The sequence below is a fragment of the Erythrobacter sp. genome (genome assembly GCF_024305245.1).
Lineage (GTDB): Bacteria > Pseudomonadota > Alphaproteobacteria > Sphingomonadales > Sphingomonadaceae > Erythrobacter.
In genome coordinates this window covers 591968-618365 of record NZ_JAMWYX010000001.1, presented here as the reverse complement: position 1 = coordinate 618365, position 26398 = coordinate 591968, and the positions used below count along the sequence as shown (strand labels likewise).

The window sequence follows — 26398 nt, the reverse complement described above, 5'->3', positions numbered from 1 at the left end:
GCCAATTACTTCAGATCATGCGGCTATGAACCAGAATGAGCGGAAAACGCTCTAGACCGCCGCTCGCCGGTGCGGAGCCTTATTTGCCCGTTCGCGCGGCGGATGCTCCGGCTCCCGATTTTTGCAGTGTTGTCGATCTGCCCGCCGGTCCCGAGATGCCGTTTTCTGCATACCTGCAGCTTGTCGAAGATATAGCGCATTTCACCGAAAAGGCGTCCAATCGGCTATTTGCGGCTTGGGAAAATAACCTATGTGCGCGCAATCGGACGGCGTTTTCGGTAATGTAGTATCGGTTGAGGTGGGTCTAAAATCCAAGTAAAAACATATTGTTGTAAAATTGTGACTCGAAGATAGGAAATATCCGGTCTGCTCAATTCGCCGTTGTGAGGCGACAGTGCTTTAGTCATGATTCCAGAGATGGTCGGTAATACGACTGCGATTGATATATCTCTCTGGAGGATGCATTTTTCCATGCGACGTAATTTGATTAGTTTTCAGAATCTGCGCTTCATGTCTGGCGCGGGCGTTCTGGCTCTTGCGGCCACATTGCCATCCGTGGTGGTCGCGCAAGACACCGAAATCCTTTCCGAACCTGCCGCCGAAGAAGAGGTCAACGCCATCGTCGTGACCGGCACCCGCATCCAGCGGCCCGAAGCCGCGACCGCGACCCCGATCGTTGCCATCACGAGCGAGAACATCGTCCAGTCGGGCGTTACCAACGTCACCGAACTGCTCACGCAAACCCCGGCGCTGTTCAACTCGGAGGCGAATTTCGACGCTGCCGGTTCACAGGCCCGCACTGGTGCAGCGGGCGTCAACCTGCTCAACCTGCGCAATCTGGGGGCTAACCGCACGCTGGTGCTGGTTGACGGACGCCGCCATGTTGCGGGCGTTTCGGGCGAAGCGGCGGTCGATATCAACACCATCCCGGTCGGCCTGATCGAGCGTGTCGACGTACTGACCGGCGGCGTTTCGTCGGTCTATGGCGCAGACGGCGTTTCGGGCGTGGTCAACTTCATCATGCGCCGCGATTTCGAAGGCGTCGATATACGCGCGCAGGGCGGCATGTCCGATTTCGACGATGCGGGAAGCCTTTTCCTTTCGGCCACCGTCGGCAAGAACTTCGCTGACGACCGGGCGAACATCGCGCTGTCCTATGAATTCCGCAAGGATGACCGCGTCGGCTTCGGCGACCGTCCGTCCGGGCGTTACGAGGCGGACCGTCTGGTGCGCAACCCGAACGACATTCCCGACGATCCGAACATTCCCGACAACATTTTTCTGAACCGCCTCGGCTATGCTGAAAGTTCGCCGGGGGGCGCGCTGATCATTGATGAAAGCTTCTCGCCGGTTTTTGGCGGTGATGGTCGGCCCTACGATCCCGGCACCTTCTTGCCGCAGTCGAACTTCCTCGCAGTCGGCGGCGACAACACCCCGATCGCCGATTATCAGGGCGACCTGCAGGCTGGCACCGAACACCATGCGTTCAACGCCTTCTTCAACTACGAAATTTCGCCCGACCTGCGGTTCTTCGCCGAGGGCAAGTACGTGAAGAGCGACAACTTCACTGTCGCCCAACCGAGCTTCGACTTCGCGACCTACATCTCCGAAGACAATCCGTTGATCCCCGACACCGTCCGCGCCGCCGGGCTGGGCACCTATGGCGGGCTGTTCTTCAATCGCGACAATTTCGACCTCGGCACGCGCAACGAGAACTTCGAGCGCGATCTCTATCGCACCGTCGTCGGCTTCGACGGCAACATCAGCGATCGGGTGCGGTTCGAGGCGAGCTATGTCTATGGCCGCAACGACACCACCTACGTCTCCACCAACCAGCGTATCGAAGACCGCTACTTCGCGGCGCTCGATGTGGTCGACGTGGGACAGTTCACCACCGGCACGCCCAACGGGGTGTTCGATTGCCGGGTGAACGTCGATGGCGGCGCGATCGCTGACGCGGGCAACTTCAACTACGGTGAGGCGCCGCAGACCTTCCAGCCGGGCGAGTGCGTTCCGCTCAACCTGTTCGGCGAAGGGGTGGCCAGTCAGGCGGCGCTCGACTTCGTGCTCACCGACACCTCGAACGAATATCGCATCGAACAGCACGTCGCCAACGCCTTTATCACAGGCGATTTCGGCAACTACTTCGAACTGCCGGGCGGCGCTGTGAACTTCGCATTCGGCGCTGAGTACCGGAAGGAAAAGAGCAACTTCCGTCCGGACGACATCTCCACGCAGGTGACCGATTTCGATCCGAACAGCGGCGTGCTCGCAGATCTTGCACTGCTCGCCGACGAGTCCGGCAGCTTCGATGTGTGGGAAGTGTTCGGCGAGATCAACGTGCCGATCCTGTCCGACCGACCGTTCTTCGAACTGCTCGAATTCACTGTCGCCGGCCGCTATTCGGATTACTCCACCGTTGGCAGCACCGAGGCATGGTCGGTCAACGGCCAGTGGGCCCCGATCCGCGATATCCGCTTCCGCGGCGGCTATTCGGAATCGGTGCGCGCGCCGAACATCACCGAACTGTTCGCGCCGCGCACCGGCACGTTCGCGTTCTTCGATGACCCCTGCAGCCCGGTCAACCGGAACCAGGGCACATCGTTCCGGCAGGCGAACTGCGCGGCGCTGATCAACGGCCTGGGTGCGGATTTCGACACCTTCGATCCCAGCCTCGATCCGCAGTCGAGTGCCAGCCGCGAAGGCATTTTCTCGGGCAACCCGGAACTGAGCGAAGAAACCGCGACGACCTGGACGGCCGGCGTGATCGTCCAGCCGAGCTTCGTTCCCGGCCTGCTGATCACAGCCGACTGGTACGACATCCGCCTCAGCGATGCGGTGCGTACACCGTCTCTGGATGAAACGGCCGAGTTCTGCGTCGACTCCGAGACGCTCGACAACGTGTTCTGCGACCGGATCTCGCGCGAGCAGGGCACCGGCTATATCAGCAGCTTTATCCTCGGCCCGCAGAACGTCGCCTTCGTCGAGACCGCGGGCGCCGACCTGACCGTCAGCTACCGCTTCGAGCCCGGCGATGGGGATCTCGGCACCTTCAATCTCAGCGGGACGGTGGGCTATCTGGACAAGTTCGAGTTCCTGCCGGCCAATGGCGGGACCGTGGATCAGGAACGCGGCGAGATCGGCTATCCCGAATGGAGCGGCGTGGCCGACCTGACCTGGAACCTCGACAATATCAGCCTCAACTACGGGGTCCGGTATGTCGGCGAACAGCTGCGTTACGAAATCGACCAGATCGCCGCCGATCCCGATATCGCCGCACCCGATGTGATCGAACTCGACAACCGTTTCGTCCACGATCTGCGCGCCGAGTTCCGCACCGACAACGAGCAGGCGAGCTTCTTCCTCGGGGTCAACAACCTCAGCAACGAACTGCCCTCGCGCGGGAGCGCATCGCAGCCGGTGGGCTGGCTGGGCCGGTTCTTCTATGCCGGGGTGCGGATCAACACCGACAGCCTCGGCTTCTGATCCTCGGATCAGGCACGGCAAAGGGCACCGCAGGAGCGATCCTGCGGTGCCTTTTTTTGGGCGCAGAATACGACAAGCCGAACCCCGGATCAGGTCCGGGGCGACGAGCGTAATCAGCACAAATGTAAGAAGAAAATGGCTCCCCGAGTAGGATTCGAACCTACGGCCAAGTGATTAACAGTCACCTACTCTACCGCTGAGCTATCGGGGAGCAACTCTTCCAAGCGGTCTAAGGAAGAGCGGAAGCGCGCCTATATGGGGGAGGGCAGCGGATTGCAAGCGGGTTTTGATCGGCAAGTGCCCATCTCACTCGGTGACGAACTGCTCCGCCACGATGCGCTCCTCCAGCGATTGGCCGGGGTCGAACAGCAGCGTCAGGGCGATGTCCTGCGCGATGGCGAGGCGCACCTCGGCGATGTCGCGCAGTTCCTTCTGATCGGCCACCGCGGCAACCGGACGCTTGGCCGGGTCGAGCACCTTGAGGATAATCTTCATCCGGTCGGGCAGGATTGCCCCGCGCCAGCGCCGCGGGCGAAACGGGCTGATCGGAGTGAGAGCCAGCAGCTTACTGTCCAGCGGCAGGATAGGGCCGTTGGCGGACAGGTTGTAGGCGGTCGATCCGGCCGGCGTCGCCACCAGCACCCCGTCGCACACCAGCTCCTTGATCCGCACCCGGTCGCCCACGGTAACTTCGATCTTCGCGGTCTGCCGGGTTTCGCGCAGAAGGGAGATTTCGTTGATGGCGCATAATTCGTGGCTCTCGCCGTCCTGGGTGATCGCCTCGACCCGCAGCGGCGCAATGCTCCAGCGGCGCGCCTTGGCAACGCGCGATGCGATTGCGGCGCGCTTGTCATACCGGTTCATGAGAAAGCCGACCGTGCCGAGGTTCATCCCGTAGGCCGGGATCACCCGCCCGGCATCGATCATGTCGTGGAGCGTGTGCAGCATGAACCCGTCGCCGCCCAGCACCACCACGGCATCGGCCTGTTCCAGCGGCACCCACTCGCCCTGCGCCGACAGGGCTGCGAACGCCTCCTGCGCGCGCGGCGTATCGGAAGCGAGCAGCGCGAGGCGCTCGTACGGTGCTGCGTTGCTGGCCAATTTTCCCTCCCCGGGTGTCGCCGGGATGTGACTTATCCCCGGCGCCGTGCAATCGGATCGCCCTGATGTGCCAGATTCGGTCGGATTGCAATTGATGCAGGCCAGTCGCACAATCACAAGCTAGGGTCGTGTCGGAAGGGGCGCAAATGGAACAGGCACGGGCTTCATTGCGCGGATCGGCGATTGGCAGCTTGCCCGGCGTTCGCCCGGGTGTGCTAGAGAATGATCTGCTGCGCGCGCTCGACCGGCGCGAGATCGAGGTATTGTTCCAGCCGCAATTCGCCTGCGCCAGCGGGGCGGTGGTCGGGGCCGAGGCCTTGGCACGCTGGCGGCATCCGACACTCGGCGAAATCGGCGCGCGTGACCTGTTCGCCATTGCCGAGCGCGCTGCGCTGGTCGCGCCGCTATCGCGCCATGTGGTGGCCCGCGCGCTGGAGGATGCCGCGACCTGGCCGGAGGCGCTCACGCTGTCGCTCAACATCACGCCGGAGGAACTGGGCGATCCGCGGTTTGCCGCCGATTTCGCTGCGCTGATCGGCCGGTCGGACATTGCGCCGAAGCGGTTGATGCTGGAAATCACCGAGGATCTGCTGCTGCGCAACCTGGCGCAGGCGGCGAGCGCGCTGAAGGCTCTGCGCGGCCTCGGCTTCCGCACCGCGCTCGACGATTTCGGAGCAGGGTTCTGCAATTTCCGCTATCTGCGCGAATTGCCGCTCGATGCGTTGAAGCTCGACAAGGCGATGGTCGATGGCGTGCCGGGCGATGCAACTGCGCTCGCCGTGCTGCGAGCCATCGTGGCGCTGGGCAAGGCGCTGGGCCTCGCAGTCTATGCCGAAGGGATCGAGAGCGAAATCCAGCGAGCCGCGATCACCGCCGAAGGTTGCGACTATTGGCAAGGCTTCCTGCGCGCGCAGCCCATGCCGAGCGAAAGCGTGCTGGCGCTGGCGCGCACGGCGCGGGGAATGGGGCACGGCTAAGGCGGCGGACGGCGCTGCCCGGATTATCTCGGCCAGCGCCGAAACAAAGCAACGCCTGGCGGGGTTATGCTGTCCACTGCCTCGTCACATTCTGGCGACCTTATCCGAACGGAACGAAAATCGTGAAGCTCCAGATCGACGTGCAACTTGACTACCGGTTCGAGCAATCATGCGATGTCTTGCTGCAGGTGGAAGCTGCCGCGCTCCCCGATCAGGTTATCGAGCACGCGCAGATGACGGTCTCGCGGTATGAGCACCTTGTCCGGGTTCCGGCACAGGACGGCATCGGCGAACGCATCTGGCTTCGCCTGCAGGGTCATATCCTTGTCGACTACAAGGCGACCGTATCGATTGACCGGATCGGCAGTGACTGGGCGGGGCTGTCGGCCGTGCCGCTTCACCGGTTGCCGGGCGAGGCTGTGCAGTATCTTCTGCCGTCGCGATATTGCCCGTCCAATCAGTTCGCCGATTTTGTCGAAAACGAGTTCGGTGCTTTGGAAGGCGGGGCCAGAATAATCGCCATGCGCGACTGGATTGCCGGGAACCTGTCCTATGTAGCGGGATCGAGCGATTCGGACACGACGGCGGCCGATACGTTCCATGACCGCAAAGGCATATGCCGCGATTACGCGCACCTGATGATCACGCTCGCCCGCGCCGCCGACATTCCGGCGCGGTTTGCCAGCGTGTACGCGCCGGGCGTGAACCCTCCCGATTTCCATGCTGTGGCCGAAGTGTTCCTGAGCGATACGTGGCATCTGGTCGACGCGACCGGCATGGCCAAGGAATTCGAGATGGCAAAGATCGGGATCGGCCGTGACAGCGGCGATGTGGCTTTCCTGACAGCCTTCCGGGGTTTGCAGATGAACGGCCAAAGCGTGTCGGTGCAAGCCGCCTGAGTTGGAGCGCGCGGCGCCTATGGCCGGGGGAAGGGCGATCCTCCGGTTCTGCAACCGGGCGATGTCGGTGAACGGCTCACCCGGCGCAATGGAACACCGGCCAACCTATCCTTGTTGAATGGTTTCGAACCAGTTTGAGAACCCTTCAACCGGAGAGAAATCATGAAGAAGAACCTGATTGCGATCATGGCCGTTCCCGCCTTTGCCCTCGCTGCTTGCGGGCAGGATAGTGCGGTGGAGGAAACCGGAGACGCATTGGAAGAACGCGCCGATGCCGTCGAAGACTACGGCGATGACCGCGCCGCAGCCCTTGAAGAACGCGCCGATGAAATGCCGACCGACGCGGGTGAAGATGCTCTCAACCAGCGTGCCGAGCGGATCGATGACATCGGCGATGAACGGGCCGACGCCATCAACGAAGTCGCGGACGAGATGGAATAATCGCAGCCAATTTTGCTGCTGAACTGTGATTTTGCGGCGTCCCACAAAGCACTGTGGGGCGCCGCAACTGCATTGGGTGGTCGGGGCAAGCTGACCCTCAGGCCGCTTTCTTTGCCTTCGCCGCCTTTTTCACAATCCCGCTCAGGCCCTTGGTCAGCTGGAACAGGCCGTTCAAACGGCTGATCGGATCGCCCCATGCGCGGTTGATCACCAGCTTCATATCGGGGCGCAGCCGCGCTGTTTCCTTGCCGCCTTCGTTGAGCCGCTCGACATAGGCGATCAGGCCCAGCGGATCGGGGAAGTCGTCCCTGTGGAACGTCACCAGCGTCCCGCGCGCGCCGACATCGATCTTGGCGATGTTGGCGCCGACCGCCTGATGCTTGATCTCGATCAGGCGGATCAGGTTCTTGGTCGGCTGCGGCAGATCGCCGAAGCGGTCGATCATCTCGGCGGCGAGGCTTTCGATCTCGTGCTGGCCGTCGGCCTGATTGAGGCGGCGGTAGAGCGCCATGCGCACCGCAAGATCGGGGACGTATTCTTCCGGGATCATGATCGGTGCATCGACGGTGATCTGGGGCGAGACCTTGTCGCGCGCAGGCTCCAGACCCATTTCGCCCGCCTTGGCGGCCAGAATCGCCTCCTCCAGCATCGCCTGATACAGTTCGAAGCCGACTTCGCGGATGTGGCCCGATTGCTCGTCGCCGAGCAGATTCCCCGCGCCGCGAATGTCGAGATCGTGGCTGGCGAGCTGGAAGCCTGCACCAAGGCTGTCGAGGTCGCCGAGCACTTTCAGCCGCTTTTGCGCGACTTCGGACAGCGCCACGTCCTTTTCATGTGTCAGATAGGCGTAGGCGCGCAGCTTTGCCCGGCCCACACGTCCGCGCAGCTGGTAAAGCTGGGCAAGGCCGAACCGGTCGGCGCGGTGGATGATGATGGTGTTGGCGCTGGGAATGTCGAGCCCGCTTTCGACGATGGTGGTCGATAGCAGCACGTCGTACTTGCGATCATAGAACGCGCCCATCCGCTCCTCGACCTCGTTCGGGCTCATCTGGCCGTGGGCGGTGACAGGCTTGATCTCGGGCACGTGTTCACGCAGCCATTCCTCGACATTGGCCATGTCGGAAATGCGCGGCACGACGATGAAGCTCTGCCCGCCGCGGTGATGTTCGCGCAGCAAGGCCTCGCGCATCACCATGTCGTCCCACTCCATCACGTAGGTGCGCACCGCGAGCCGGTCGACCGGCGGGGTCTGGATGGTGGAAAGCTCGCGCAGGCCGCTCATCGCCATCTGCAAGGTGCGCGGGATCGGGGTCGCAGTAAGAGTGAGGACGTGCACATCGGCGCGCAGCTGCTTCAGCTTTTCCTTGTGGGTGACGCCAAACCGCTGTTCCTCGTCGACGATGACGAGGCCGAGGTTCTTGAACTTGGTGGACTTGGACAGGATCGCGTGCGTGCCGACGACGAGATCGATCTGGCCGTTTTCCAGCCCTTCGCGCGTCTCAGTCGTTTCCTTGGCCGCGACCAGCCGCGATAGCCGTCCGACCTTCAGCGGGAAGCCTGTAAACCTTTCGGCAAAGTTCTGGTAGTGCTGGCGCGCGAGCAGGGTGGTGGGGGCGACGATTGCCACCTGCTGCCCCGCCATCGCCGCGACGAACGCCGCACGCATGGCAACTTCCGTCTTGCCGAAGCCGACATCGCCGCACACCAGCCGGTCCATCGGTCGCCCGCTTTCCAGATCGCCCAGCACATCGGCGATGGCACGTTCCTGATCGTCGGTTTCCGACCACGGGAAGCGGTCGACGAACTGGTTGAGGCTGGCCTGATCGGTCGCCAGAATGGTGGCCTGCTTCAGCGCGCGTTCGGCGGCGACTTGCATCAATTCGCCGGCGATGGCGGTAATGCGTTCCTTCAGCTTGGCGCGGCGGCGCTGCCATGCCTCGCCGCCCAACCGATCGAGCGGCACGGCCTGTTCGGACGAGCCGTAGCGGCTGAGAACGTCGATATTCTCGACCGGGATGAACAGCTTGTCCCCGCCCGCATATTCCAGCGCGACGCAATCATGCTGGCTTTTGCCCACGGCAATCGGTTCGAGCCCGAGATATTTGCCGATCCCGTGTTCGACATGGACGACCAGATCGCCGCGCGAAAGTGCCTGAAGTTCAGCGAGGAAGGCGTCGGAATCCTTGCGCTTCTTCTTGCGGCGTACCAGCCGGTCGCCCAACACATCGGCTTCGGTGACGAGTTCGAGCGTATCATTGGCAAAGCCGGTCTCGAGCGGCAGCACCAGCACCGCGACCTTGGATTTTGCCGCAAGGCCGAGCCCCTGTTGCCAGCCATCCGCCAGTACCGTGGGCGCTCCGGCTTCCTCCAGGATCGAGGCGATACGCCGCGCGCTGCCGTTGGAATAGGCGGCGAACAGCGGCTTGCGCCCGGATTTGGCAACCGCCTTGAGATGCGCGGCGGCGGCTTCGTAAACATTTTCGCCGCGCCCGCGCTCGGGCGAGAAATCGCGCGCCGAACGGAAGCCGAAATCGACCAGATTTGTGGTGCTTTCCGACACGAAGCCGGTGGCGCGATGGGCCGGGGCTGAGGCCAGCGCGGCGTCGATCTCCGCGCGGGTGAGATAGAGCGCGTCGGGGCCGAGGGGGCGGTAGCTTCCGGCCCGCTCGCCCGCGATCCGCCCGCGCTGCGTATGGTAATCGGCAATGTCGGTCAGCCGTTCATCCACCGCACCCAGCGCGCCCTGATCGATCACCACCAGATCATGCGGCGCGATGTGATCGAACAGGGTCGCCAGCCGCTCCTCGAACAGCGGCAGCCAGTGCTCCATCCCTGCCAGTCGCCGTCCGTCCGAAACGGCTTCGTAAAGCGGATCCTGCGTGGCGTTTGCCCCAAACTGCTCGCGGTAACGGCTGCGGAACCGCTTGATGCTGTCTTCGTCCAGCAGCGCTTCGGAGGCGGGGAGCAGCAGGTGCGAATCGATCCGCTCGATGGTGAGCTGCGTGGCGGGATCGAACAGCCGCAGGCTTTCCAGCTCGTCCCCGAAGAAATCCAGCCGCAAACCGGCATCCAGCGACGATGGGAAGATATCGACGATCGACCCGCGCACCGCGAATTCGCCGTGGTCGATCACCGTGTCGGTGCGGTTATAGCCCTGCCGGGTCAGCAGCGCGGCAAGGCTGGCGTGGCCGATGCTGGTGCCCACCCGAAACTCGCGCACGCTTTCGCGCACCCGGAACGGGGTCAGCACCCGTTGGAGCACGGCGTTGGCGGTGGTCACCAGCAATTGCGCGGTTGCCGCCGGGTTCTGCAAACGGTGGAGCGCGGCCAGCCGTTCCGCACTGATCGACAGGGCAGGGCTGGCGCGGTCATAGGGCAGGCAATCCCACGCCGGGAAGGTCAGCACCTCGATCTCGGGAGCGAAGAACTTCGCCGCATCGGCCGCCGCGCGCATCGCCGCCTCGTCCGGCGCGATGAACACGGCGCGTTGCCCGCCTTTGACGCCATGCGCCGCCCGCGCGAGATCGGCCAGCACCAGCGGCAGGCTGCCGCGCGGCAGCGAGGACAGGGTCAGCGGCTCCTTGGCCGTCAGGATGCGGTTAAGGTCGGGCATGGTCTATCCAGTCAAACCCCGCGCGCCCCAGAAGGTTGCGCGAACGGGCAGGCGCGCGCGATCAGCGCGGAATGTCGACGTAATCGAGTTTCTGCATCGCGCCCAGCAGGTCCCCGGCGAGATGTTCGGGCGGCGGGACGGAGCCGAGTGCCCATGCCATCACGTCGACATCGTCCTCGTCCAGCAGCGCCTCGAACCATGCCAGCTCGGCATCGCCCCAATCGGCATGATAGCGATCGTAGAAACCGCCGATCATGTAATCGGCCTCACGCGTGCCGCGATGCCACGAACGGAATTTGGCGCGGGCGAGACGCTGGGCGAAAGTCGGTGTGTCGGTCATGCTGTCCACCTAGCCACAGGTCTTCGCCGCTTCAACTCGCAATGCAACCCGATGGATGATAGCGAACCGCCATGCGCCCAGAGGCTCTCAATCCGCTGTTTGCCGAAGTCGAGACGCTGGAGGGCGTCGGGCCGAAGCTGATGAAGCCGCTCGAACGGCTGGGTCTGACGCGGGTGAAGGATGTCGCCTATCACCTGCCCGAACGGTTTGTCAGTCGCCGGTCGATCGCCGATCTGGATGAAGGCACCGAAGGCGAGCAGGTCATCATCGCGCTTACCGCTGTGGAACACCGCGCGCCGCGATCCGGCAGCCGCGGGCCTCACCGGGTGCTGGCGCAGGACGCGGTGGGCAATATTTGCGCGCTGACATGGTTCGGCAAGGCGGCCTATTCCGCCAGGAAGCTGCTGCCTGTGGGCGAACGGCGCTGGGTCGCCGGGCGGCTCGACCGATATGGCGACATGCTACAGATCGTACACCCCGATCATGTCGAGGTGGACAGCGCAGGCCAGATGGGGCGGTTGTCCGAACCGGTCTATCGCCTTGCTGAAGGGCTGACCCAGCCGCGCGTCGCCGGGCTGGTGGAACAGGCGCTGGCGCGGTTGCCCGATCTGCCCGAATGGATCGAACCGGGCCAGCTGGAACGCAGCGGATGGCCTGCATGGAGCGCGGCCTTGCAGCTTGCGCAGGAAACCACCGAGGAACGCGCGCGTGACCGGCTTGCCTATGATGAATTGCTGGCGAACAGCCTCGCGCTGCTGCTGGTCAAGGCCGAAGGGCGGCGCCGCAAGGGGCAGGCGTTGGTGGGGGACGGGCGTTTGTGGGCAAAGCTGCAACTGCCCTTCGCGCTGACCGGCGCGCAGACCCGCTCCATCGCCGAGATCGAAGGCGATATGGCGCAGGACGCGCCGATGCTGCGGCTGCTGCAGGGCGATGTCGGCGCGGGCAAGACGGTGGTCGCCCTCAACGCCATGCTGATCGCGGTCGAGGCGGGCAAGCAGGCGGCGTTGCTCGCCCCGACCGAGATCCTTGCGCGGCAGCATTACGAAACCTTGCGCCGAATGCTCGCGCCGACAGGTGTGGAGATCGCGCTGCTGACCGGGCGGGCGAAGGGCCGGGAGCGCGAGAGCATTCTGATGGGGCTGATGGATGGATCGATCCAGCTGCTCGTCGGCACCCATTCGATTTTTCAGGACACCGTCGCCTACAAGGATCTGGGCCTTGCGGTGGTAGATGAACAGCACCGGTTCGGTGTGGCGCAACGGTTGGCGCTGGCAGGGAAGGGCAGGCGTGCGCCGCATACGCTGGCGATGACGGCGACCCCGATCCCGCGATCGCTCACCTTGGCGCAATATGGCGAGATGGATGTGAGCCGCCTCGATGAGTTGCCCCCCGGAAGGCAGGCGATCGATACCCGTGTGATCCCGCAGGAACGTATGGATGAGGTGGTCGAAGGTGTCGCCCGGCACCTGGCAGGCGGACAGCAGGCATACTGGGTCTGCCCGATGGTGCATGACAACGAAGTCGCCGATATCGCCGCCGCCGAAATGCGCTATGCGGCGCTGAAGGAGCGTTTCGGCGAAGACGTCGTGCTGGTGCACGGCCAATTGCGCTCCGAGATCAAGGACGCAGCCATGGAACGCTTTGCCAGCGGGCAGGCGAAGTTGCTGGTGGCGACCACGGTGATCGAAGTCGGCGTGGATGTCCCATCGGCCACGTTGATGGTGATCGAACAGGCAGAACGCTTCGGCCTTGCGCAGCTGCACCAGTTGCGCGGGCGCGTGGGGCGGGGCGCGGAGAAATCCACCTGCCTGTTGCTGCGCGGCGGGGCGCTGACCGAAACGGGCCGCGCGCGGCTGGCGCTGATGCGCGAAACGCAGGACGGGTTCCGCATCGCCGAGGAAGATCTCGAGCTGCGCGGCGGGGGTGAGTTGCTGGGCACAAGGCAGTCGGGCGAGGCGGCTTTCCGGATCGCCAATCTGGATCAGGTGCAGCGCTTGCTCCCCGTTGCCCACGCCGACGCGCGGCTACTGGTCGATCGCGACGGCGGCCTCACCAGCGAACGGGGCGAAGCGGCGCGGCTGCTGCTGTACCTGTTCGAACGCGACTGGGGCGTGCAACTGCTGCGCGGCGGCTAAAGCCGGGCGCTAAGCCCCTCGCTTGCAAAGCGGGCAGCGAGCGCTTCGGCGGCGGCAGCAATCTCTTCCCATACCTTCGCGAACAGTTCCTCGTCGCCGTAATAGGGATCCGCGATGGACTTGCGGACGCGTTCTTCGAGCGCATCGTTAAGCATTGCGATCTTTGCGGTCCCGTCGCGCGGAGCCTTTGCGCGAATGCCGACAAGGTTAGCTTCGTCCATCGCGAAGATGTGGGTGTAGCGAAAGAAGTCATCGCGTTCCAACTGGCGTGCCGTCTGGCCAGCGATGTCCACGCCGTACGCGCTAGCTGCCGCGATCGCGCGCGGATCGGGCGGGCTGCCGATATGGTATGAAGCCGTGCCAGCCGAATCCGCACTACAATTCAGCTCGTTGCGCATCGCAGCGGCGCGAAACGCCCCCTCCGCCATCGGTGACCGGCAGATATTGCCCAGACACACGAACAAAATCGACAAAGTGTTATGCCCCGCCCCCTGCATGGGTGGGCATATAGCAGAGCCTCCACAAGAAAAAAGCGCGAAAACAATTCAGTGCGACGTAGACCCGAAATGGGTCAGGCTGCGCGGGCAGGTAGAGGGGAAGTGGTCGCCAGCACCTCTTCTGTGATCCGGCGAATATTCACCTTTGCCTTCAGCCGCGCTCCGAGCAGCGCCGTGCCGGAGACCTTGCGCTGCACAAACAAAGTTTCGATCGGAGGGAAGGCCCATGTGTCCTTGTCCTGCGCGATTGCGTAACCTTCCTCGCGCAGCAACGGGATGAACGCCCGGTCGCCGAAATCGAAAGGCGCATCTTCGCGCATCTCGTTTATCACGATATCGATCATCCGGTTCACGCGCTCGGGGTGCTTTTCGGCGACGATCGGCATCATGAAGCCCGCTTCAATGGTGGCGGCAAGCACTTCCTGCGCGCTGCCTTTCAGCCCGGCATCGAGCATCTTGCGATACCCGTTCGCCACCGCCGGATCGACCGGACGGCAGGCGCCGAAATCGAGCAGCACTATCTCGCCGGTTTCGCGCCGATAGCGGAAATTGGCGAAGTTGGGATCGGTCTGCATGACGCCGAAATCGAACAATTCGCGCGCCACCAGCCGGATCAGCCGGGCAAAGACTTCGTCGCGGCGCTCGGACGGTTCGTTGCCGAGTTCCTCGATACTGACGCCGTCTTCGAAGCTCATCGCCAGGATCGATCCGCGCGTCAGCCCTTCGTGCAAGCGCGGCACGACAAAGCCGGGGGTATCCGCCAGCCGCTCCCGGTAAAGCGCCATCTGCTCGCCTTCGCGCTGGTAATCGGCTTCCTCGTGTAGCTGCTGCTTGGCCGCCGCCATCAGCTTTTCCATTTCGAGTTCGGGCGGGGCGAAGCCTGCCACCTTCAGCAGCGTGATGACATTATCGACGTCGCTGTCGATGCTCTTTGCGACGCCCGGATACTGCACCTTGATCGCCAGTTCCTCGCCATCGCGGGTCAGCGCCTTGTGCACCTGACCGATGCTGGCAGCGGCAATCGGGCGCGGGTTGAACCAGCGGAACTGCTTGCGAAAGTCCGGCCCCCATTCAGCGCGCAACACCGTGTCGAGTTGCTTGGTCGGCATGAAATTCGCCTGATCGCGCAAGGTTGCGAGGATCCGCGACAATTCGTCGGGCAGGAAATCGCCCGCATCCAGACTGATCATCTGCCCCATCTTCATCGCCGCGCCGCGCAGGTGCGACAGGCGATCGGTCAGGCGCTGGACATTGCCGGGGGTGAGGATGAGGTCGCGCGTGGATATGCCTTCACCGCTGGCGAGGCGCCGCGCGCCCTCGGCCACCATTCCGCCTGCTACACCGCCGACCAGCCGGCCAAAGGTGCCGAAACGCGCAATCCGACCGGATGGCACGGCGCGCTGGCGGGCGCGGTCTTCAGGCAGGTTGTCGAAGTCGGGGATATCGTCGTCGGCCAAGGCGGGATCGTTCCATTTACGAGAGGCTTTGCGGCGAAACGGATAGGCCCGAACTGCGTTCCGGCTGAAACCGTGTCATTCGACCGAGATAGGTTCAAGAAATGGATAAACCACCATCTACCGGCAGACATTGCCCGGTGATGTAATCGCTATGAGAGGAGGCAAGGAATACCGCCAACCCTTCCAGCCCGGCGTGATCGCCCGGACGTCGTAGCGGGATCCGCCGCGCGATCCATTCACCGAAACGCGGATCGGCCTTCGCGGTGATATCGGTCTCGTAATAGCCGAAAAGCAGTGCGTTGGCGGTGATCTGGTGCCGCGCGAGTTCAAATGCAGCGGCGCGGGTAAGGCCGTTCAGGGCCGCTTTGGAGGCGGCATAATCGGACGAACGGTTAACCCCCATGATCGACTGGTCCGATGAGGTGGCGATCAGCTTTCCGCCCGCCTCGCCTGCCTTTGCCCGCTCGATCATGTGGCGCGACACGTGCTTGTAGACCAGCGCCGCACCGCGGGTGTTGATTGCCATCGTGTGATCCCACCCGTCGGCGGTGATGTCGGCGATAGCAGTACCTGCGCCCGAAACGCCCGCATTGGCGAAGCAGGCGTCGACGCGCCCGAATTCGGCGAGAGTGCTCGCCATTGCCGAGGCAATCTCGTCTTCCTCCGATACGTCACAGGCGAGCGCGATGATCTCGCCCGCTCCCAACGTCTGCAGTTCGCTCCGTGCGGCGGCGTTCTTGTCAGGATTGCGCGCCCAGATCGCAACATTGGCGCCCGCCTTGGCCAGCCCGCGCGCCATTGCGAGACCCAGTCCGCCATTGCCCCCGGTGATGATGGCCGTGCGGCCGGTGAGGTCGAACAGGTTCATGCGGGCATTCCTGTCGCAAATGCCGGTTCTGAGCAAGCGCGCGGGAACCCGAAGGCCCGGCATGGTTTGTCGCCCCATGGACGGATCACCAACCCCGCAGGCTACCAGCCTGTCTCCCGCCGCTCGCTTGCTCGGATATGCCGGGCTCCTGCCGCAGATCATCTGCCTTACCATGGTCGCGACCGGGCATGAATGGCGATATTCCGCGCTTGCGGGCGGGTTCGCCTATGCCGCCGCGATCTTCAGTTTCCTTGGGGGCGTGTGGTGGGGGCAGGCAGTGCAGTCCGGCAGGTCTTCGGCTGGCATCTATCTGGTCGCTGTCATGCCGAGCCTGCTGGCGGTGGCGCTGTTCCTGCCGTGGACGTTCGGCTGGGAATGGCCCGGACCGGCATTGCTTTACCTCGGCGCGCTGATCTTGCTCTCGCCCCTCATCGATCGTGCTCTGGGTTATGCGTCGAAGGACTTCATGCGGCTCAGAACGCACCTGTCAATCGGTCTGGGCGGCCTGACCATCGCGCTGGGACTATTCGCCGGACAGGTCGTTTAAAGCGTCCGCGCTACGCATTGCCGGCGCTTCATCCAGATCCGGCCGCTAGGCGCGCCGGTATCGTTCGCGATGAATTAACCATTCTTGCCTAGAGCCAAACCCGGGTTCACATAGTCCGGGCGCGCCATGATTTCATCTTTGGCATCATTGAAAGGAATTTTTCGTCGCAATTCCGGCGACGGCGGAGTGGTGCACGATGAAGCCCACGATCAGCCGGATCAAAATTCGGGCGAGGCGCTACTCAAGCGTAAGCGCATCAAGATCGCCATTTTCGCTATCCTGTTTGGCCTTGTTTCGGCTGCTATCGATCTGCCGCTGCCGGCAGAGGATGGTTTCCGAGCTGTGCGGGCGAAATTGCGTTCAAGACCTGCGCCGCAGGACATCATCATGGTTACAGTCGACGACGCCACGCTGAACGAGCTCGGCAAACCATTGCCTTCGCGCTTTGACGACAGCGCACTGATCGATCGACTGGTCGCCTCCGGCGTGGACAAGATCGTTTTCGACCGTGCCCATGCAGATCCCGAAACCCCCGCCTCCGATGCCCATTTTGCACGTACGCTGGCGCGGCATAAGGGCCGTGTGTGGTTGGGGGTGTCGCCGTATCATTCCTTGGGCTTCTTCGAGAGCGAGAAGATCGTGCCCTTGGAGCAGTTCCGCGAGCATGTCGCGCTTGCGGCCATGACCGGGTTGGGTAGCCCATTTCGCTTGTCGGTCACTTTTCCGACTGAGGTGGAAGTTGATGGGAAGGCCTACCAATCAATCTCGGCCCTATTGGCCGACTATGGCGGAAGAAGCATCAATTATCGCCCTGACTTCGCTTTCGATGTCACGACCGTGCCTACTTTCAGCTATGCCGATATCCTTAGGCAACGGATTCCGGCTTCCGAACTTGAAGGCAAAAGCGTTGTGATCGGAAACAGCTACATCGCTTCAGCTGACTTTTTTCACATGCCGTTCCTTGGGCGAGTTCCGGGTAGTTATTTCCACATCCTTGGCGCGCATACGCTCAAGCGCGGCGCACCGGTCGATGTGATGTGGTTTCCCGCACTTCTGATTGCAGGGTTCGCCATTCTCTCCCACGCAGTTGCGCGTTCGCGGTCGAAACGACCACTGTGGTTTGCGACGTGCGGATTGCCACCGTTGGCTTTGTTGATGGACGAGTTTCTCGTGAGCATCGACATCATGTCGGCCATGCTCGCCTTAATCGGCGCAACGATCGGTTTTCATCGGCTAGCCAAGAAGTATTACAGCAGCGAGGTCGATGCGATGACCACCTCGGCCTTGAGCCTCGACAAGACCAATGCCGAACGGGATATTTACGCGCTGAAGATTTCCAACCTGTCCGAAATCTCCGAAGACTGGAGTGCGCGCGAATTAGGCGAATTCGTCAACACCCTGATTACCTACGTTAAAGGGCCGGGCGACGCAGGTGACGTCGCGTTCGAGCGTGATGTCCTCGTGTGGTTCGCACCGCGCATGGAGGTAGGCAGCCTGGAACGCCACGCGGACGGGCTTTCGACGATGCTCAAGACTGCAATCAGTTACGATTGGCAGTCGACCAGCAGCGCGCCTGCTCTGGGTATCGATACGAACTATGCCCTGCCGGTTGGACAGCGGATCAAGAAGGCCATGCAGGCGGCAGACGATGCGGCCTCACGCGGTGCGCGCTTCATTATCAATGATGCCGCATATCTGGAGGCGCGCAATCATCGGCTCGAGATCGTCCGTGTGTTGGAGCGGGGGCTGCGCGAACGCGCTGTCGGGGTCGCCTATCAACCGAAGATCGATCTGGCGACCGGACACATTGTGGGCGCAGAAACGCTGATCCGCTGGAAGCCCGACGGACAAGAATACGTGAACCCGCAGGAATTGGTGCTGGCGGCTGAAGCCAACGATCGGATCAACGAGCTCACCCTGATTGTCATGGAGGCGGCACTGTCGGAGGGCAGGCAGGCGATTGCAATCGATCCGGCCTTCAAGCTGGCGATCAACATGTCGGCCAAGAGCCTGAGCGACACGCACCTGTTGTTCGAAATGATGACGATCATGGGCCGGCTCGGCTTTCCTGCAGCAAACCTCACACTCGAACTGACCGAGACCGCGAAGCTGGAAGACCAGCTCATCGCGCCGCAGATCGCGGCGCTGAAACAGCGCGGCATCGGCCTTTCGATCGATGATTTCGGCACCGGGCAATCCAATATGGAATATCTGGAGAAGCTTCCCAGCTCCGAGCTCAAGATCGACAAGAAGTTCGTCCAGCAGATGGCCCGTTCGGAGGAGAGCCGCGCTGTTGTGCGGGCCACCATCGAGATCGCGCATTCGCTCGGCAAGGTTGTCGTGGCCGAGGGTGTGGAAACCGAAGCAGTTGCTGCCGAGTTGCGCGCGATGGGCTGCGATCAGGCTCAGGGTTTCCTGTTTTCTCGAGCCATCTCAATGCCCGATCTTTTGAAAATGATGGGCCTAAGGAAGAACGTAGTTAACAGTTGATTAAGGTTAACCATGTGTTATAACGATCCTACAGCACCTGCAGCTGATAGGAGTTTCTTATGTGGACCTACATCGTTTTTCTGTTCGGCAGCCGCTAATCCAAAGCTCGAACAATCAATAAAAAGCCCCGGGAAACTGGGGCTTTTTTTGTTTGTGAATGCAGGTTCGGTTGATGCCCGAGCCACGGTATCCAAGGGCGTAGCATAGCGCGGCTCCTCGGAATTTCTCCAGCGGATGGTTAAGATCCGCTAGTATCCGATCCTCTCAGCCCAGCGCGCCGTCCACGCCAAGTCGGACGTGTGGCCCTACTGCGGTCCAGCCAGCCGGATCGTTGAAAGACCCCACAAGCGCGACAGCGAGCCACCCCTTTGACCTAGGTTATGGTGAGCGGCGCGACCGCAGGCTTAGTTCGTTTCACGCCCTGCCGATGACCAACTCCGCTGCTTTGCGCGGCGGGTAATCCTGTCGGCGCCCCTGGTTGCCCGCGCGCGGGTCCGCATTGCTGTGGGCCGGAGAAGCCTTCGGGCAGCAGGACACATCTGGAACGTGATGGAGCCATCAATGAAGCTGAAGCCCCTCGAAGAACAGACCATCGTCATCACCGGCGGATCGTCCGGCATCGGGCTGGCAACTGCACGGCACGCTGCAGAACGCGGTGCCAATGTTGTCATCATCGCCCGCAACGAGGACGGCCTGAAATCGGCGGCGGAGCAAATCCGTGCCGAGGGCGGGCGCTGCGATACGATCAGCGCAGATGTCGGCAAGCGCGAGGATGTGAAGGCCGCGGTCCGGACCGTCATCGAGCGCCATGGCGGTTTCGATACCTGGGTCAGCAACGCCGGGGTCGGGGCCTATGCCAAGCTGGAGGAACTGAGCGACGAGGATCACCACCAGTTGTTCGACACCAATTACTGGGGTGTGGTCCACTGCGCGACCGAGGCCCTGCCGCACCTCAAGCAGCGCGGCGGCGCGTTGATTACCACCGGGTCGATCTCCTCGCAAATGCCCGCGCCAGTGCTGTCGTCCTACACCGCCAGCAAATACGCGGTGAAAGGCTATATCGATTCGCTGCGGCTTGAACTGATTGACGAAGATGCGCCGGTTTCGGTCACCTTGATCCAGCCTTCGGGGATCAACACCCCGTTTGGCGAGCATGCGCTCAACCAAATGGACGGACGATCCAAGGTGCCGCCGCCGGTCTATTCACCCGATATTGTTGCAGAGGCGATTTGCCGCGCAGCCGAGCATCCGACGCGCGACATGATCGTCGGCGGGGCAGGGCGGGCGATGACGCTGTTCTCGCGGTTTCTCCCCAATCTTGCCGATCAGGTCTTCGCCTACGCCTTCTTCAAGACCGCGATCAACAAGGACGAGCCGAAGCGCGAGAAGAGCGGCGGGTACCACACCGGAGGCGGGCGCGGCGACCGCTATGGCGAACAGCACATGCGCCATACGAGCGTTTACACCACGCTTCGCAGCTATCCCTTCACATCGCTGGCGGGGGTGGCCATCGCCGCTGGCGTGGCGGGACTGGCACTCAGGAACCGGTGACTCGCTCTCTGGAGCGTTGATCCTGTCTCGGTGCCGAACGCGGCGCCGATGCAGAGTTGCTGATGCTCCAGAGCGCTGCACAATTCGCGAAGGAGGGTGAGCATTGGGTTACATCCCCTATTGCGGTCCGGCCCCGGAGCCCGGCGGAATCCTTGCTGCATGGAATTTCGATCCGGTGGTGCTAGCAGGCTTGGCGCTGCTGGCATTGGGTCTGCACCGCCACGGTCTGCGCGTCCGGATCGGTATCGGATTACTCGCAGTTGCCTATGTCTCGCCCCTGTGTGCCCTGAGCGCAGGCCTGTTTTCGGCACGAACGGTGCATCATCTCGTCATCGTGCTGGGGGCGGCGCCGCTGCTGGCCGACGCGCTGCGGCTTAACCGTGTGCCGCTCGTCCCGGCGTTGAGCGTTCATCTCGCGGTGTTCTGGCTGTGGCATCTTCCGGCGGCGTATGAGTTGGCCCTGTCGAGCGATCTTGCATACTGGTTCGGTCAGTTCGCACTGCTCGGATCGGCCATGCTGCTATGGCGCGCTTTGGCCCGTGAGGAATTGCTCCCCACAACTGTTTTCTTCGTCATCGCGGCGATGGTGATGCAGATGGGAATGCTCGGTGCGATCCTGACATTCGCACCCCGCGCGCTCTATGCCCCGCATTTCCTGACCACCCAGAGCCTCGGTTTCGGGGTGTTAGAGGATCAGCAGCTTGCCGGGCTGATCATGTGGGTCGGCAGCCTTCCGCTGACCATCCTGGCTGCGTGGCCGCCGATGATGCGGCTTGTCGCGCACACCCGCCGCCGGATCGCGGCCTGAGCGATGCTGTGGCTCAAGTTCATTCATATTTGCGGCGTTGCCATCTGGGTCGCCGGGCTGATCTACCTCGCCGCTCTGCTCGTGGGCCACAGCACCGTTCGCGACCAGCAGGACTTCGCCCGGATCCGCATGGCGAGTCGGTTCGCTTACATGGGGCTTGTTTCGCCTGCGGGCTTCATCGCGGTTGCGGCGGGCAGCGCCTTGCTGTTCGTCGGCGATGCGCTGCACCCGTGGATGTTCGCGAAACTGGCGGCGGTGGCGGTGCTGGCTGTGGCGCATGTGCAATACGCCTATGTCCTGACCCATCTGGCGGAAGAAGGCGCACAGCAGCCAACGCTGCGCATCAGGATCATTGTCATTGCCGTGGGCGCGGCGGCGTGCGCGATTTTCTACCTCGTGCTGGCCAAGCCTGCTCTGAACAACGACATCTTGCCCGAATGGCTCAGCGAGCCGGGCTTTCTGAAACGTTCGGAAGATCCGGCTCCGGCTCTTTCTGCACCTCAGCTTTCTCATCGACAATGATGCCGACGCCATGTTCGAACACCAGCCTTCCGCCTTGCCAGCCTGCAATGCCGACCATCACCAGGCCGCCTGCCGACAACAGCAGGCCCCACGGCATGATCGCCGCTTCGGGATCGGGCAGGCGCCAACCCCAGTTCGCTCCGATCACCGCGAGCAGCGTCATGGCGGCGACCGCGTGACTCCAGCTGGCAGGATTGCGGCGGATGCCCGGCCCGGCGAGCAGCTCGACCGTGCCGGCAACAGCGGAAAGCACGCCCATGCCGAAGCCCCAGCCGCTGGTCCACAGACCCACGCGGGCGAAAAATGGATCGGCCAGCAGCCACCAGAAAATATCCGCGCCCAATGTCGCCACGATCAGGGCGATGGGGAACGTCACCAGCATGGCGTGGATCGGGTGACCGGCCAGCGCGATACGCGAGGAGACGCCGAGGTCCTTTGCTTCGTCGAGTCGGGCCATGCCACTTCAACACACGGAATCAGCGCAGGTTACGGACGAACGACGCGGCTCGCCGCGCTGATCCCCCCGCTCATCGCCCTGCCGGCCTGTTCGGGTGTCTATTCGGCGCTCGACCCTGCCGGGCCAGCGGCCGAGCGGGTTGAAGCGTTGTGGTTCATCATGTTCTGGAGCGCGACCGCAATCGTAACCGGCGTGATGGCGACCGCGATCTATGCGATGGCCACCCGCGATCGGGAGCGGGCGTTCTCCACCCGGCGCGTTCTGGTGGGGTGGGGGCTGATCTTCCCGGCGCTGACGCTCAGCGCGCTGATGGCGTTTGCCTTTCTGCGCGGCGAACAATTGCTTGCGCGTGAGGATGGCGCCGAGGTTATCCGGGTCCATGCCGAACGCTGGGAATGGCGCTTCGCCTATCCCGGCGGACAGCAATCGGACGGCGTCCTGCATGTTCCTGCGGGCCGTGAATTTACGGTCGCCATCACCAGCGGGGATGTGATCCATTCATTCTGGGTGCCGCGGCTCGGCGGCAAGATGGATGCTGTTCCGGGCAGGCTCAATCGGCTTCGGCTGCAGGCTGACCGACCCGGGATCTATTACGGCCAATGTTCGGAATATTGCGGGCAGGGCCATGCCCATATGCAGTTCGAGGTGCACGCCCATCCGCCTGCGGATTACGCCGCCGCGCTGGCCGCAGCTGACAATGTCGAGGCCGCGCCGCTGCCGGTGCTCGATCAACGCAGCGCTCCGGCGGGCGACATCATCGAACGCTGGACGGATCGGGTATTCGAGGCATTGGGCATTTCATGAGCGGAGAACCGCAGCAAACCGCCGATCATGGGCACGCGCTTGGCCTGCATTACGAAATGCAGGACCTGTATTCGCCGCCAAAGGGCCGGTTCGGCAGGTTCGCGGCGACCAATCATACCGTCGTCGGCATCCGCTTCATGCTGACCGCGATCGCATTCTTCCTGGTGGGCGGGGTGCTGGCGATGCTGATCCGCGCGCAGTTGGCCGGGCCGAGCACGCAATTTCTCGATGCCGCCGATTACGCGCAGGTCTTCACCATGCACGGCACGGTGATGATGTTCCTGTTCGCGATCCCGCTGATCGAGGGGTTTGCCCTGTATATGCTGCCCAAACTTCTGGGCGCACGCGATCTCGCCTTTCCGCGCCTGAGCGCCTTCGGATATTGGTGTTATCTGCTGGGCGGGCTGACCTTGCTGGGCGCGCTGCTGGCCGGGGTCGCGCCCGATAGCGGGTGGTTCATGTACACGCCGCTGTCGTCCAAGCCCTATTCTCCCGGCATCAATGCCGACATCTGGCTGGTCGGGATCACTGTGGTCGAGATTTCGGCGGTCTGCGCTGCGGTCGAGATCATGGTGACCGTACTGAAAGTGCGCAGTCCGGGCATGTCACTGATGCGGATGCCGCTGCTGGCATGGTATCTGTGGGTGACGGCGGCGATGATGCTGGCGGGCTTTCCGCCGCTGATCCTCGGTTCGATCCTGCTCGAACTTGAGCGCGCCTTCGGCCTGCCGTTCTTCGATCCGACCCGCGGCGGCGATCCATTGTTGTGGCAGCACCTGTTCTGGCTGTTCGGCCATCCGGAGGTTTACATCATTTTCCTGCCGGCCGCCGGGGTAGTATCGACAATCCTGCCGGTGTTCTGCGGCAGACCGATGGTCGGCTATTCGTGGATCGTGGGCGCGCTGATTGCGCAGGCGTTCCTCAGCTTCGGGCTGTGGGCGCACCACATGTTCACCACCGGCATCCCGCATCTCAGCCTCGCGATATTCTCGGCGGCGAGCCTGCTGGTGGTGATCCCGACCGCGGTGCAGATCTTCGCCTGGCTCGCGACCTTGCTGAAAGGTAGGCCCAGGCTGAGCCTGCCGATGCTGTGGATTTTCGGGTTCTTCTTCATCTTCGTCAGCGGCGGGCTGACCGGGGTGATGGTGGCGGTGGTGCCGTTCGACTGGCAGGTGCACGACACCCACTTCGTGGTTGCGCATCTGCATTATGTGCTGGTGGGCGGGTTCGTGTTCCCGGTGATCGCGGGCCTGTATTACTGGACGCCGCAATTCACCGGGCGCAAGTCGGATCGCGGGCTGGGCAAGTTCGCATTCTGGACGGTGTTCACCGGCTTCAATCTGACCTTCTTCATCATGCATCTGACCGGGCTGCTGGGGATGCCGCGCCGGGTCTACACCTATGCCGCAGGGCTGGGGTGGGAGGTGCCCAACCTCGTCTCCTCGATCGGCGGGTTCATTCTGGCGGTCGGCTTTGCGCTCGTGCTGCTGGATATGCTGGTGCAATGGCGGTTCGCTCCGCATGTCACGACCAATCCGTGGAAGGCCGCTTCGCTCGAATGGGCCATGCCGAGCCCGGCGACGGCCTACAACTTTGCCAGCTTGCCCGAAGTGACCGGGCGCGACCCGCTGTGGAAGGATCCGGAGCTTCCCGTCTGCATCGCGGGAGGGGCGGGCTTCCTCGCCGGGCCGACGGTTCCGGGCCAGCGAGAGACTCTGGCCGTTGATGCGCTGGATGGCAGGCCGGATTACGTGCTGATCCTGCCTGGGCCGACTTTCCTGCCGCTGCTGGCCGCACTGGCGCTGTTCGGCGCGGCGGGATGTTTCCTGTTTGGTTTCTACGCCGGTTCGGCGGTGCTGGCGGCGGTGCTGGTCGGCGTCTGTCTGCGCTGGCTGTGGCAAAGCGGGCTGCGCGAGGACCCGCAACCGGTCGACATCGGCAAGGGGCACAGGCTTCTGCCCCATCCTGCACGTGACCAGTCGCCGGGTTGGTGGGGTATGGTGTTCACGCTGGTCTTCGATGCGACGCTGCTTGTCTCGCTATTGTTCGGCTATGTGTTCCTGCTGTCGCGCGTGTCGGACTGGCCGCCTGTGGCAATGATCGCGCCCGACTGGCTGGTCGCCGCCCTCATCCTTGCGGGCCTCGGTGCGGCGGCGCTGGGTTCGCAAGGTGCCGTTGGTGCCAACCGGCAGGGGAAGGGCAGGGCGCGAGGTTGGTGGCTGGCGATTGCCTCGGCAGGTGGGGCTACGAGCGCGATAGGTTTCGGCCTGATCCCGTCGCTGCTGACCGCGCCTGCGACCAGCCACGCCTATGCGGCTTGCGTGGTGGCCTTGTCGCTATACGGCGCGCTTCACGCGGGGCTGACCGCCATCGGCAGCGGCTTTGTCGCAGCGCGCTGCCGGGCAGGGTTAGTTTCGCGGGTGAGGGCGGGCGACCTGCTGATCCTGCGCCTGTTCAGCCAGTTCAGCGCAGGGGCCGGACTGATCGTGCTGGTGGCGGTGTATCTCGCCGCGTGGCTGGCCTGACGCGCTGCGCCGTCCTACCGCACCAGCAGCACCGGCGCATGGATGGTGCGGATCATTTCCGAGGTGGTGCTGCCCACGATCAGGTTGCGGATCGGCGAGTGGCCATAGGCCCCCATCAACAGCAGCGGATTGCTGACCGAGCCCATGACCTGCGGAATGACCTTTTCGGCCTTGCCGGCGTCGACCACGCTGCTGACCGGGTGGCCGGGCGCGAACACCGCCTCAGCCTCCGCCAGCGCGGCGCGCTTGGTCTCACCCGATGCTTCGGCCATGACGATAGTGACCGGCAGGCCATCGAACAGCGGTGAATTGGCGAGCCGTTCCAGCGCGCGTTTCGCCGCGGGGCTGGCGTCATAGGCGAACACCACATGCTCTGGCTGCGAATAGGCGCGCGATACGATCATCACCGGCTTGATGCTGGATCGGACCACCCGTTCGATCATTGATCCGATATGCTCGGGCGCGAATTCGTGATCGGTGCCGCGCCGGCCCAGCACCACGATCCGCGCATCCTCCTCGCGTTCGAGGATGGTTTCCACAACGCCGCCGTGGCGGTGCAGGGTGGTGACATCGTCCACCCCGGCCTCACGCACGATCTGCTCGCCCGCAGCCAGCAGCACGCGGCCTTTTTCGATCTCGGCGCGGCTGCTTTCTTCCGACAATCGCACCAGTTCTTCCATCAGGTCGCTTTTGACGCCGAGCCCGATCGCGCCCGACAGATCGCGCCGCGCGGCGACCGCGTCCTGCCGCTGGACCACGTGGAGCAGTTCGATTGGCAGCGACAGGCGCTCTGCCGCCCAGACAGCGTATTTGCACACGCTGGTCGCGTGGGCAGACGCGTCGATTGCGGCGAGGATGCGTTCCATTGGTCTCTCTCCCA

General features: G+C 63.2%; 21 protein-coding genes and 1 tRNA gene. 13 read left to right on the top strand and 9 right to left on the bottom strand.

All coding sequences use genetic code 11. From position 1 onward, the window contains the following. Nucleotides 1-35 precede the first annotated feature (35 nt). Nucleotides 36-287 carry a hypothetical protein gene (locus Q0L48_RS03040; RefSeq protein ID WP_296717059.1) on the top strand — a complete coding sequence of 84 codons (252 nt, stop codon included), beginning with the start codon at nt 36-38 and terminating at the stop codon, nt 285-287. A gap of 196 nt (nt 288-483) precedes the next feature. Then, on the top strand, nt 484-3486 hold the full coding sequence (locus Q0L48_RS03035; protein WP_296717054.1) for a TonB-dependent siderophore receptor: 3003 nt from the start codon (nt 484-486) through the stop codon (nt 3484-3486). A gap of 136 nt (nt 3487-3622) precedes the next feature. Here the strand turns inward: Q0L48_RS03035 and Q0L48_RS03030 are convergent. Next, a tRNA-Asn gene (locus tag Q0L48_RS03030) sits at nt 3623-3697 on the bottom strand. 95 nt (nt 3698-3792) lie between these two features. Further along, nucleotides 3793-4587 carry an NAD kinase gene (locus tag Q0L48_RS03025; RefSeq protein WP_296717051.1) on the bottom strand — a complete coding sequence of 265 codons (795 nt, stop codon included), beginning with the start codon at nt 4585-4587 and terminating at the stop codon, nt 3793-3795. A 146-nt stretch (nt 4588-4733) separates the two neighbouring features. Here Q0L48_RS03025 and Q0L48_RS03020 point away from each other — a divergent pair, with 146 nt between their 5' ends. From Q0L48_RS03020 to Q0L48_RS03010, 3 genes are all read left to right on the top strand, one after another. Next, nucleotides 4734-5564, top strand: coding sequence for an EAL domain-containing protein (locus Q0L48_RS03020; protein WP_296717049.1), 831 nt, complete (start codon nt 4734-4736; stop codon nt 5562-5564). Between the two features lie 122 nt (nt 5565-5686). Then, entirely contained in the window at nt 5687-6463 is a 777-nt protein-coding gene (locus Q0L48_RS03015; RefSeq protein ID WP_296717046.1) for a transglutaminase family protein, read from the top strand. Nucleotides 6464-6625: 162 nt separating this feature from the next. Next, entirely contained in the window at nt 6626-6904 is a 279-nt protein-coding gene (locus Q0L48_RS03010; protein ID WP_296717044.1) for a hypothetical protein, read from the top strand. Nucleotides 6905-7001: 97 nt separating this feature from the next. Here the strand turns inward: Q0L48_RS03010 and mfd are convergent, their stop codons facing one another. Together mfd and Q0L48_RS03000 are read right to left on the bottom strand one after the other, a co-directional pair. Further along, the gene (gene mfd / locus Q0L48_RS03005; RefSeq protein ID WP_296717043.1) at nt 7002-10517 is read right to left on the bottom strand and encodes a transcription-repair coupling factor; all 3516 of its coding nucleotides are present in this window, start codon (nt 10515-10517) and stop codon (nt 7002-7004) included. Between the two features lie 61 nt (nt 10518-10578). Beyond that, nucleotides 10579-10857 carry a succinate dehydrogenase assembly factor 2 gene (locus Q0L48_RS03000; RefSeq protein WP_296717040.1) on the bottom strand — a complete coding sequence of 93 codons (279 nt, stop codon included), beginning with the start codon at nt 10855-10857 and terminating at the stop codon, nt 10579-10581. Between the two features lie 71 nt (nt 10858-10928). Here Q0L48_RS03000 and recG point away from each other — a divergent pair, with 71 nt between their 5' ends. Further along, a complete protein-coding gene (gene recG, locus Q0L48_RS02995; RefSeq protein WP_296717038.1) occupies nt 10929-12992 on the top strand; it encodes an ATP-dependent DNA helicase RecG in 2064 nt (687 codons plus the stop codon). Here recG and Q0L48_RS02990 read toward each other — a convergent pair. The 3 genes from Q0L48_RS02990 to Q0L48_RS02980 form a co-directional block, all read right to left on the bottom strand. Continuing rightward, a complete protein-coding gene (locus tag Q0L48_RS02990) occupies nt 12989-13465 on the bottom strand; it encodes a low molecular weight protein-tyrosine-phosphatase (protein WP_296717035.1) in 477 nt (158 codons plus the stop codon). The two genes, recG and Q0L48_RS02990, sit on opposite strands and share 4 nt — an antisense overlap. Before the next feature lie 98 nt (nt 13466-13563). Then, a complete protein-coding gene (locus tag Q0L48_RS02985) occupies nt 13564-14946 on the bottom strand; it encodes an AarF/ABC1/UbiB kinase family protein (protein ID WP_296717033.1) in 1383 nt (460 codons plus the stop codon). A gap of 94 nt (nt 14947-15040) precedes the next feature. Beyond that, the gene (locus tag Q0L48_RS02980; protein ID WP_296717030.1) at nt 15041-15814 is read right to left on the bottom strand and encodes an SDR family oxidoreductase; all 774 of its coding nucleotides are present in this window, start codon (nt 15812-15814) and stop codon (nt 15041-15043) included. 76 nt (nt 15815-15890) lie between these two features. On the opposite strand from Q0L48_RS02980, the gene Q0L48_RS02975 reads away from it, so the two are divergent. The 5 genes from Q0L48_RS02975 to Q0L48_RS02955 all read left to right on the top strand — a co-directional run bounded on the left by Q0L48_RS02975 (nt 15891) and on the right by Q0L48_RS02955 (nt 21732). After that, nucleotides 15891-16361 carry a DUF3429 domain-containing protein gene (locus Q0L48_RS02975; protein WP_296717028.1) on the top strand — a complete coding sequence of 157 codons (471 nt, stop codon included), beginning with the start codon at nt 15891-15893 and terminating at the stop codon, nt 16359-16361. Nucleotides 16362-16487: 126 nt separating this feature from the next. Continuing rightward, nucleotides 16488-18851 carry an EAL domain-containing protein gene (locus tag Q0L48_RS02970; protein WP_296717025.1) on the top strand — a complete coding sequence of 788 codons (2364 nt, stop codon included), beginning with the start codon at nt 16488-16490 and terminating at the stop codon, nt 18849-18851. Nucleotides 18852-19412: 561 nt separating this feature from the next. Then, entirely contained in the window at nt 19413-20402 is a 990-nt protein-coding gene (locus Q0L48_RS02965; RefSeq protein WP_296717021.1) for an SDR family oxidoreductase, read from the top strand. A gap of 103 nt (nt 20403-20505) precedes the next feature. Then, the gene (locus tag Q0L48_RS02960; RefSeq protein ID WP_296717019.1) at nt 20506-21210 is read left to right on the top strand and encodes a cytochrome c oxidase assembly protein; all 705 of its coding nucleotides are present in this window, start codon (nt 20506-20508) and stop codon (nt 21208-21210) included. Nucleotides 21211-21213: 3 nt separating this feature from the next. Then, nucleotides 21214-21732 (top strand): CopD family protein, encoded by a 519-nt coding sequence (locus Q0L48_RS02955; RefSeq protein ID WP_296717016.1) that lies wholly within the window; start codon nt 21214-21216, stop codon nt 21730-21732. On the opposite strand, the gene Q0L48_RS02950 is transcribed toward Q0L48_RS02955, so the two are convergent. After that, the gene (locus Q0L48_RS02950) at nt 21653-22189 is read right to left on the bottom strand and encodes a DUF2231 domain-containing protein (protein ID WP_296717014.1); all 537 of its coding nucleotides are present in this window, start codon (nt 22187-22189) and stop codon (nt 21653-21655) included. The two genes, Q0L48_RS02955 and Q0L48_RS02950, sit on opposite strands and share 80 nt — an antisense overlap. Between Q0L48_RS02950 and coxB the strand changes: the two genes are divergently transcribed. Both coxB and ctaD read left to right on the top strand, forming a co-directional pair. Further along, complete coding sequence (coxB, locus tag Q0L48_RS02945; protein WP_296717011.1) at nt 22118-22993, top strand: cytochrome c oxidase subunit II; 876 nt, start codon at nt 22118-22120, stop codon at nt 22991-22993. The two genes, Q0L48_RS02950 and coxB, sit on opposite strands and share 72 nt — an antisense overlap. Continuing rightward, nucleotides 22990-25518 carry a cytochrome c oxidase subunit I gene (gene ctaD / locus Q0L48_RS02940; RefSeq protein ID WP_296717006.1) on the top strand — a complete coding sequence of 843 codons (2529 nt, stop codon included), beginning with the start codon at nt 22990-22992 and terminating at the stop codon, nt 25516-25518. Before coxB ends, ctaD begins: the two co-directional genes overlap by 4 nt. 14 nt (nt 25519-25532) lie before the next feature. On the opposite strand, the gene Q0L48_RS02935 is transcribed toward ctaD, so the two are convergent. Beyond that, nucleotides 25533-26384 carry a universal stress protein gene (locus tag Q0L48_RS02935; RefSeq protein ID WP_296717003.1) on the bottom strand — a complete coding sequence of 284 codons (852 nt, stop codon included), beginning with the start codon at nt 26382-26384 and terminating at the stop codon, nt 25533-25535. Nucleotides 26385-26398 lie beyond the last annotated feature (14 nt).

Excerpts from the sequence above, each read along its gene's own strand:
- recG (WP_296717038.1), top strand. The coding sequence starts at position 10,929 with ATGCGCCCAGAGGCTCTCAATCCGCTGTTTGCCGAAGTCGAGACGCTG.
- Q0L48_RS02980 (WP_296717030.1), bottom strand. The coding sequence starts at position 15,814 with ATGAACCTGTTCGACCTCACCGGCCGCACGGCCATCATCACCGGGGGC.
- Q0L48_RS02950 (WP_296717014.1), bottom strand. The coding sequence starts at position 22,189 with ATGGCCCGACTCGACGAAGCAAAGGACCTCGGCGTCTCCTCGCGTATC.
- Q0L48_RS03020 (WP_296717049.1), top strand. The coding sequence starts at position 4,734 with ATGGAACAGGCACGGGCTTCATTGCGCGGATCGGCGATTGGCAGCTTG.
- Q0L48_RS02975 (WP_296717028.1), top strand. The coding sequence starts at position 15,891 with ATGGACGGATCACCAACCCCGCAGGCTACCAGCCTGTCTCCCGCCGCT.
- Q0L48_RS02970 (WP_296717025.1), top strand. The coding sequence starts at position 16,488 with ATGATTTCATCTTTGGCATCATTGAAAGGAATTTTTCGTCGCAATTCC.
- Q0L48_RS03000 (WP_296717040.1), bottom strand. The coding sequence starts at position 10,857 with ATGACCGACACACCGACTTTCGCCCAGCGTCTCGCCCGCGCCAAATTC.
- ctaD (WP_296717006.1), top strand. The coding sequence starts at position 22,990 with ATGAGCGGAGAACCGCAGCAAACCGCCGATCATGGGCACGCGCTTGGC.
- Q0L48_RS02935 (WP_296717003.1), bottom strand. The coding sequence starts at position 26,384 with ATGGAACGCATCCTCGCCGCAATCGACGCGTCTGCCCACGCGACCAGC.
- mfd (WP_296717043.1), bottom strand. The coding sequence starts at position 10,517 with ATGCCCGACCTTAACCGCATCCTGACGGCCAAGGAGCCGCTGACCCTG.
- Q0L48_RS02965 (WP_296717021.1), top strand. The coding sequence starts at position 19,413 with ATGAAGCTGAAGCCCCTCGAAGAACAGACCATCGTCATCACCGGCGGA.
- Q0L48_RS02955 (WP_296717016.1), top strand. The coding sequence starts at position 21,214 with ATGCTGTGGCTCAAGTTCATTCATATTTGCGGCGTTGCCATCTGGGTC.
- Q0L48_RS03010 (WP_296717044.1), top strand. The coding sequence starts at position 6,626 with ATGAAGAAGAACCTGATTGCGATCATGGCCGTTCCCGCCTTTGCCCTC.
- Q0L48_RS03040 (WP_296717059.1), top strand. The coding sequence starts at position 36 with ATGAGCGGAAAACGCTCTAGACCGCCGCTCGCCGGTGCGGAGCCTTAT.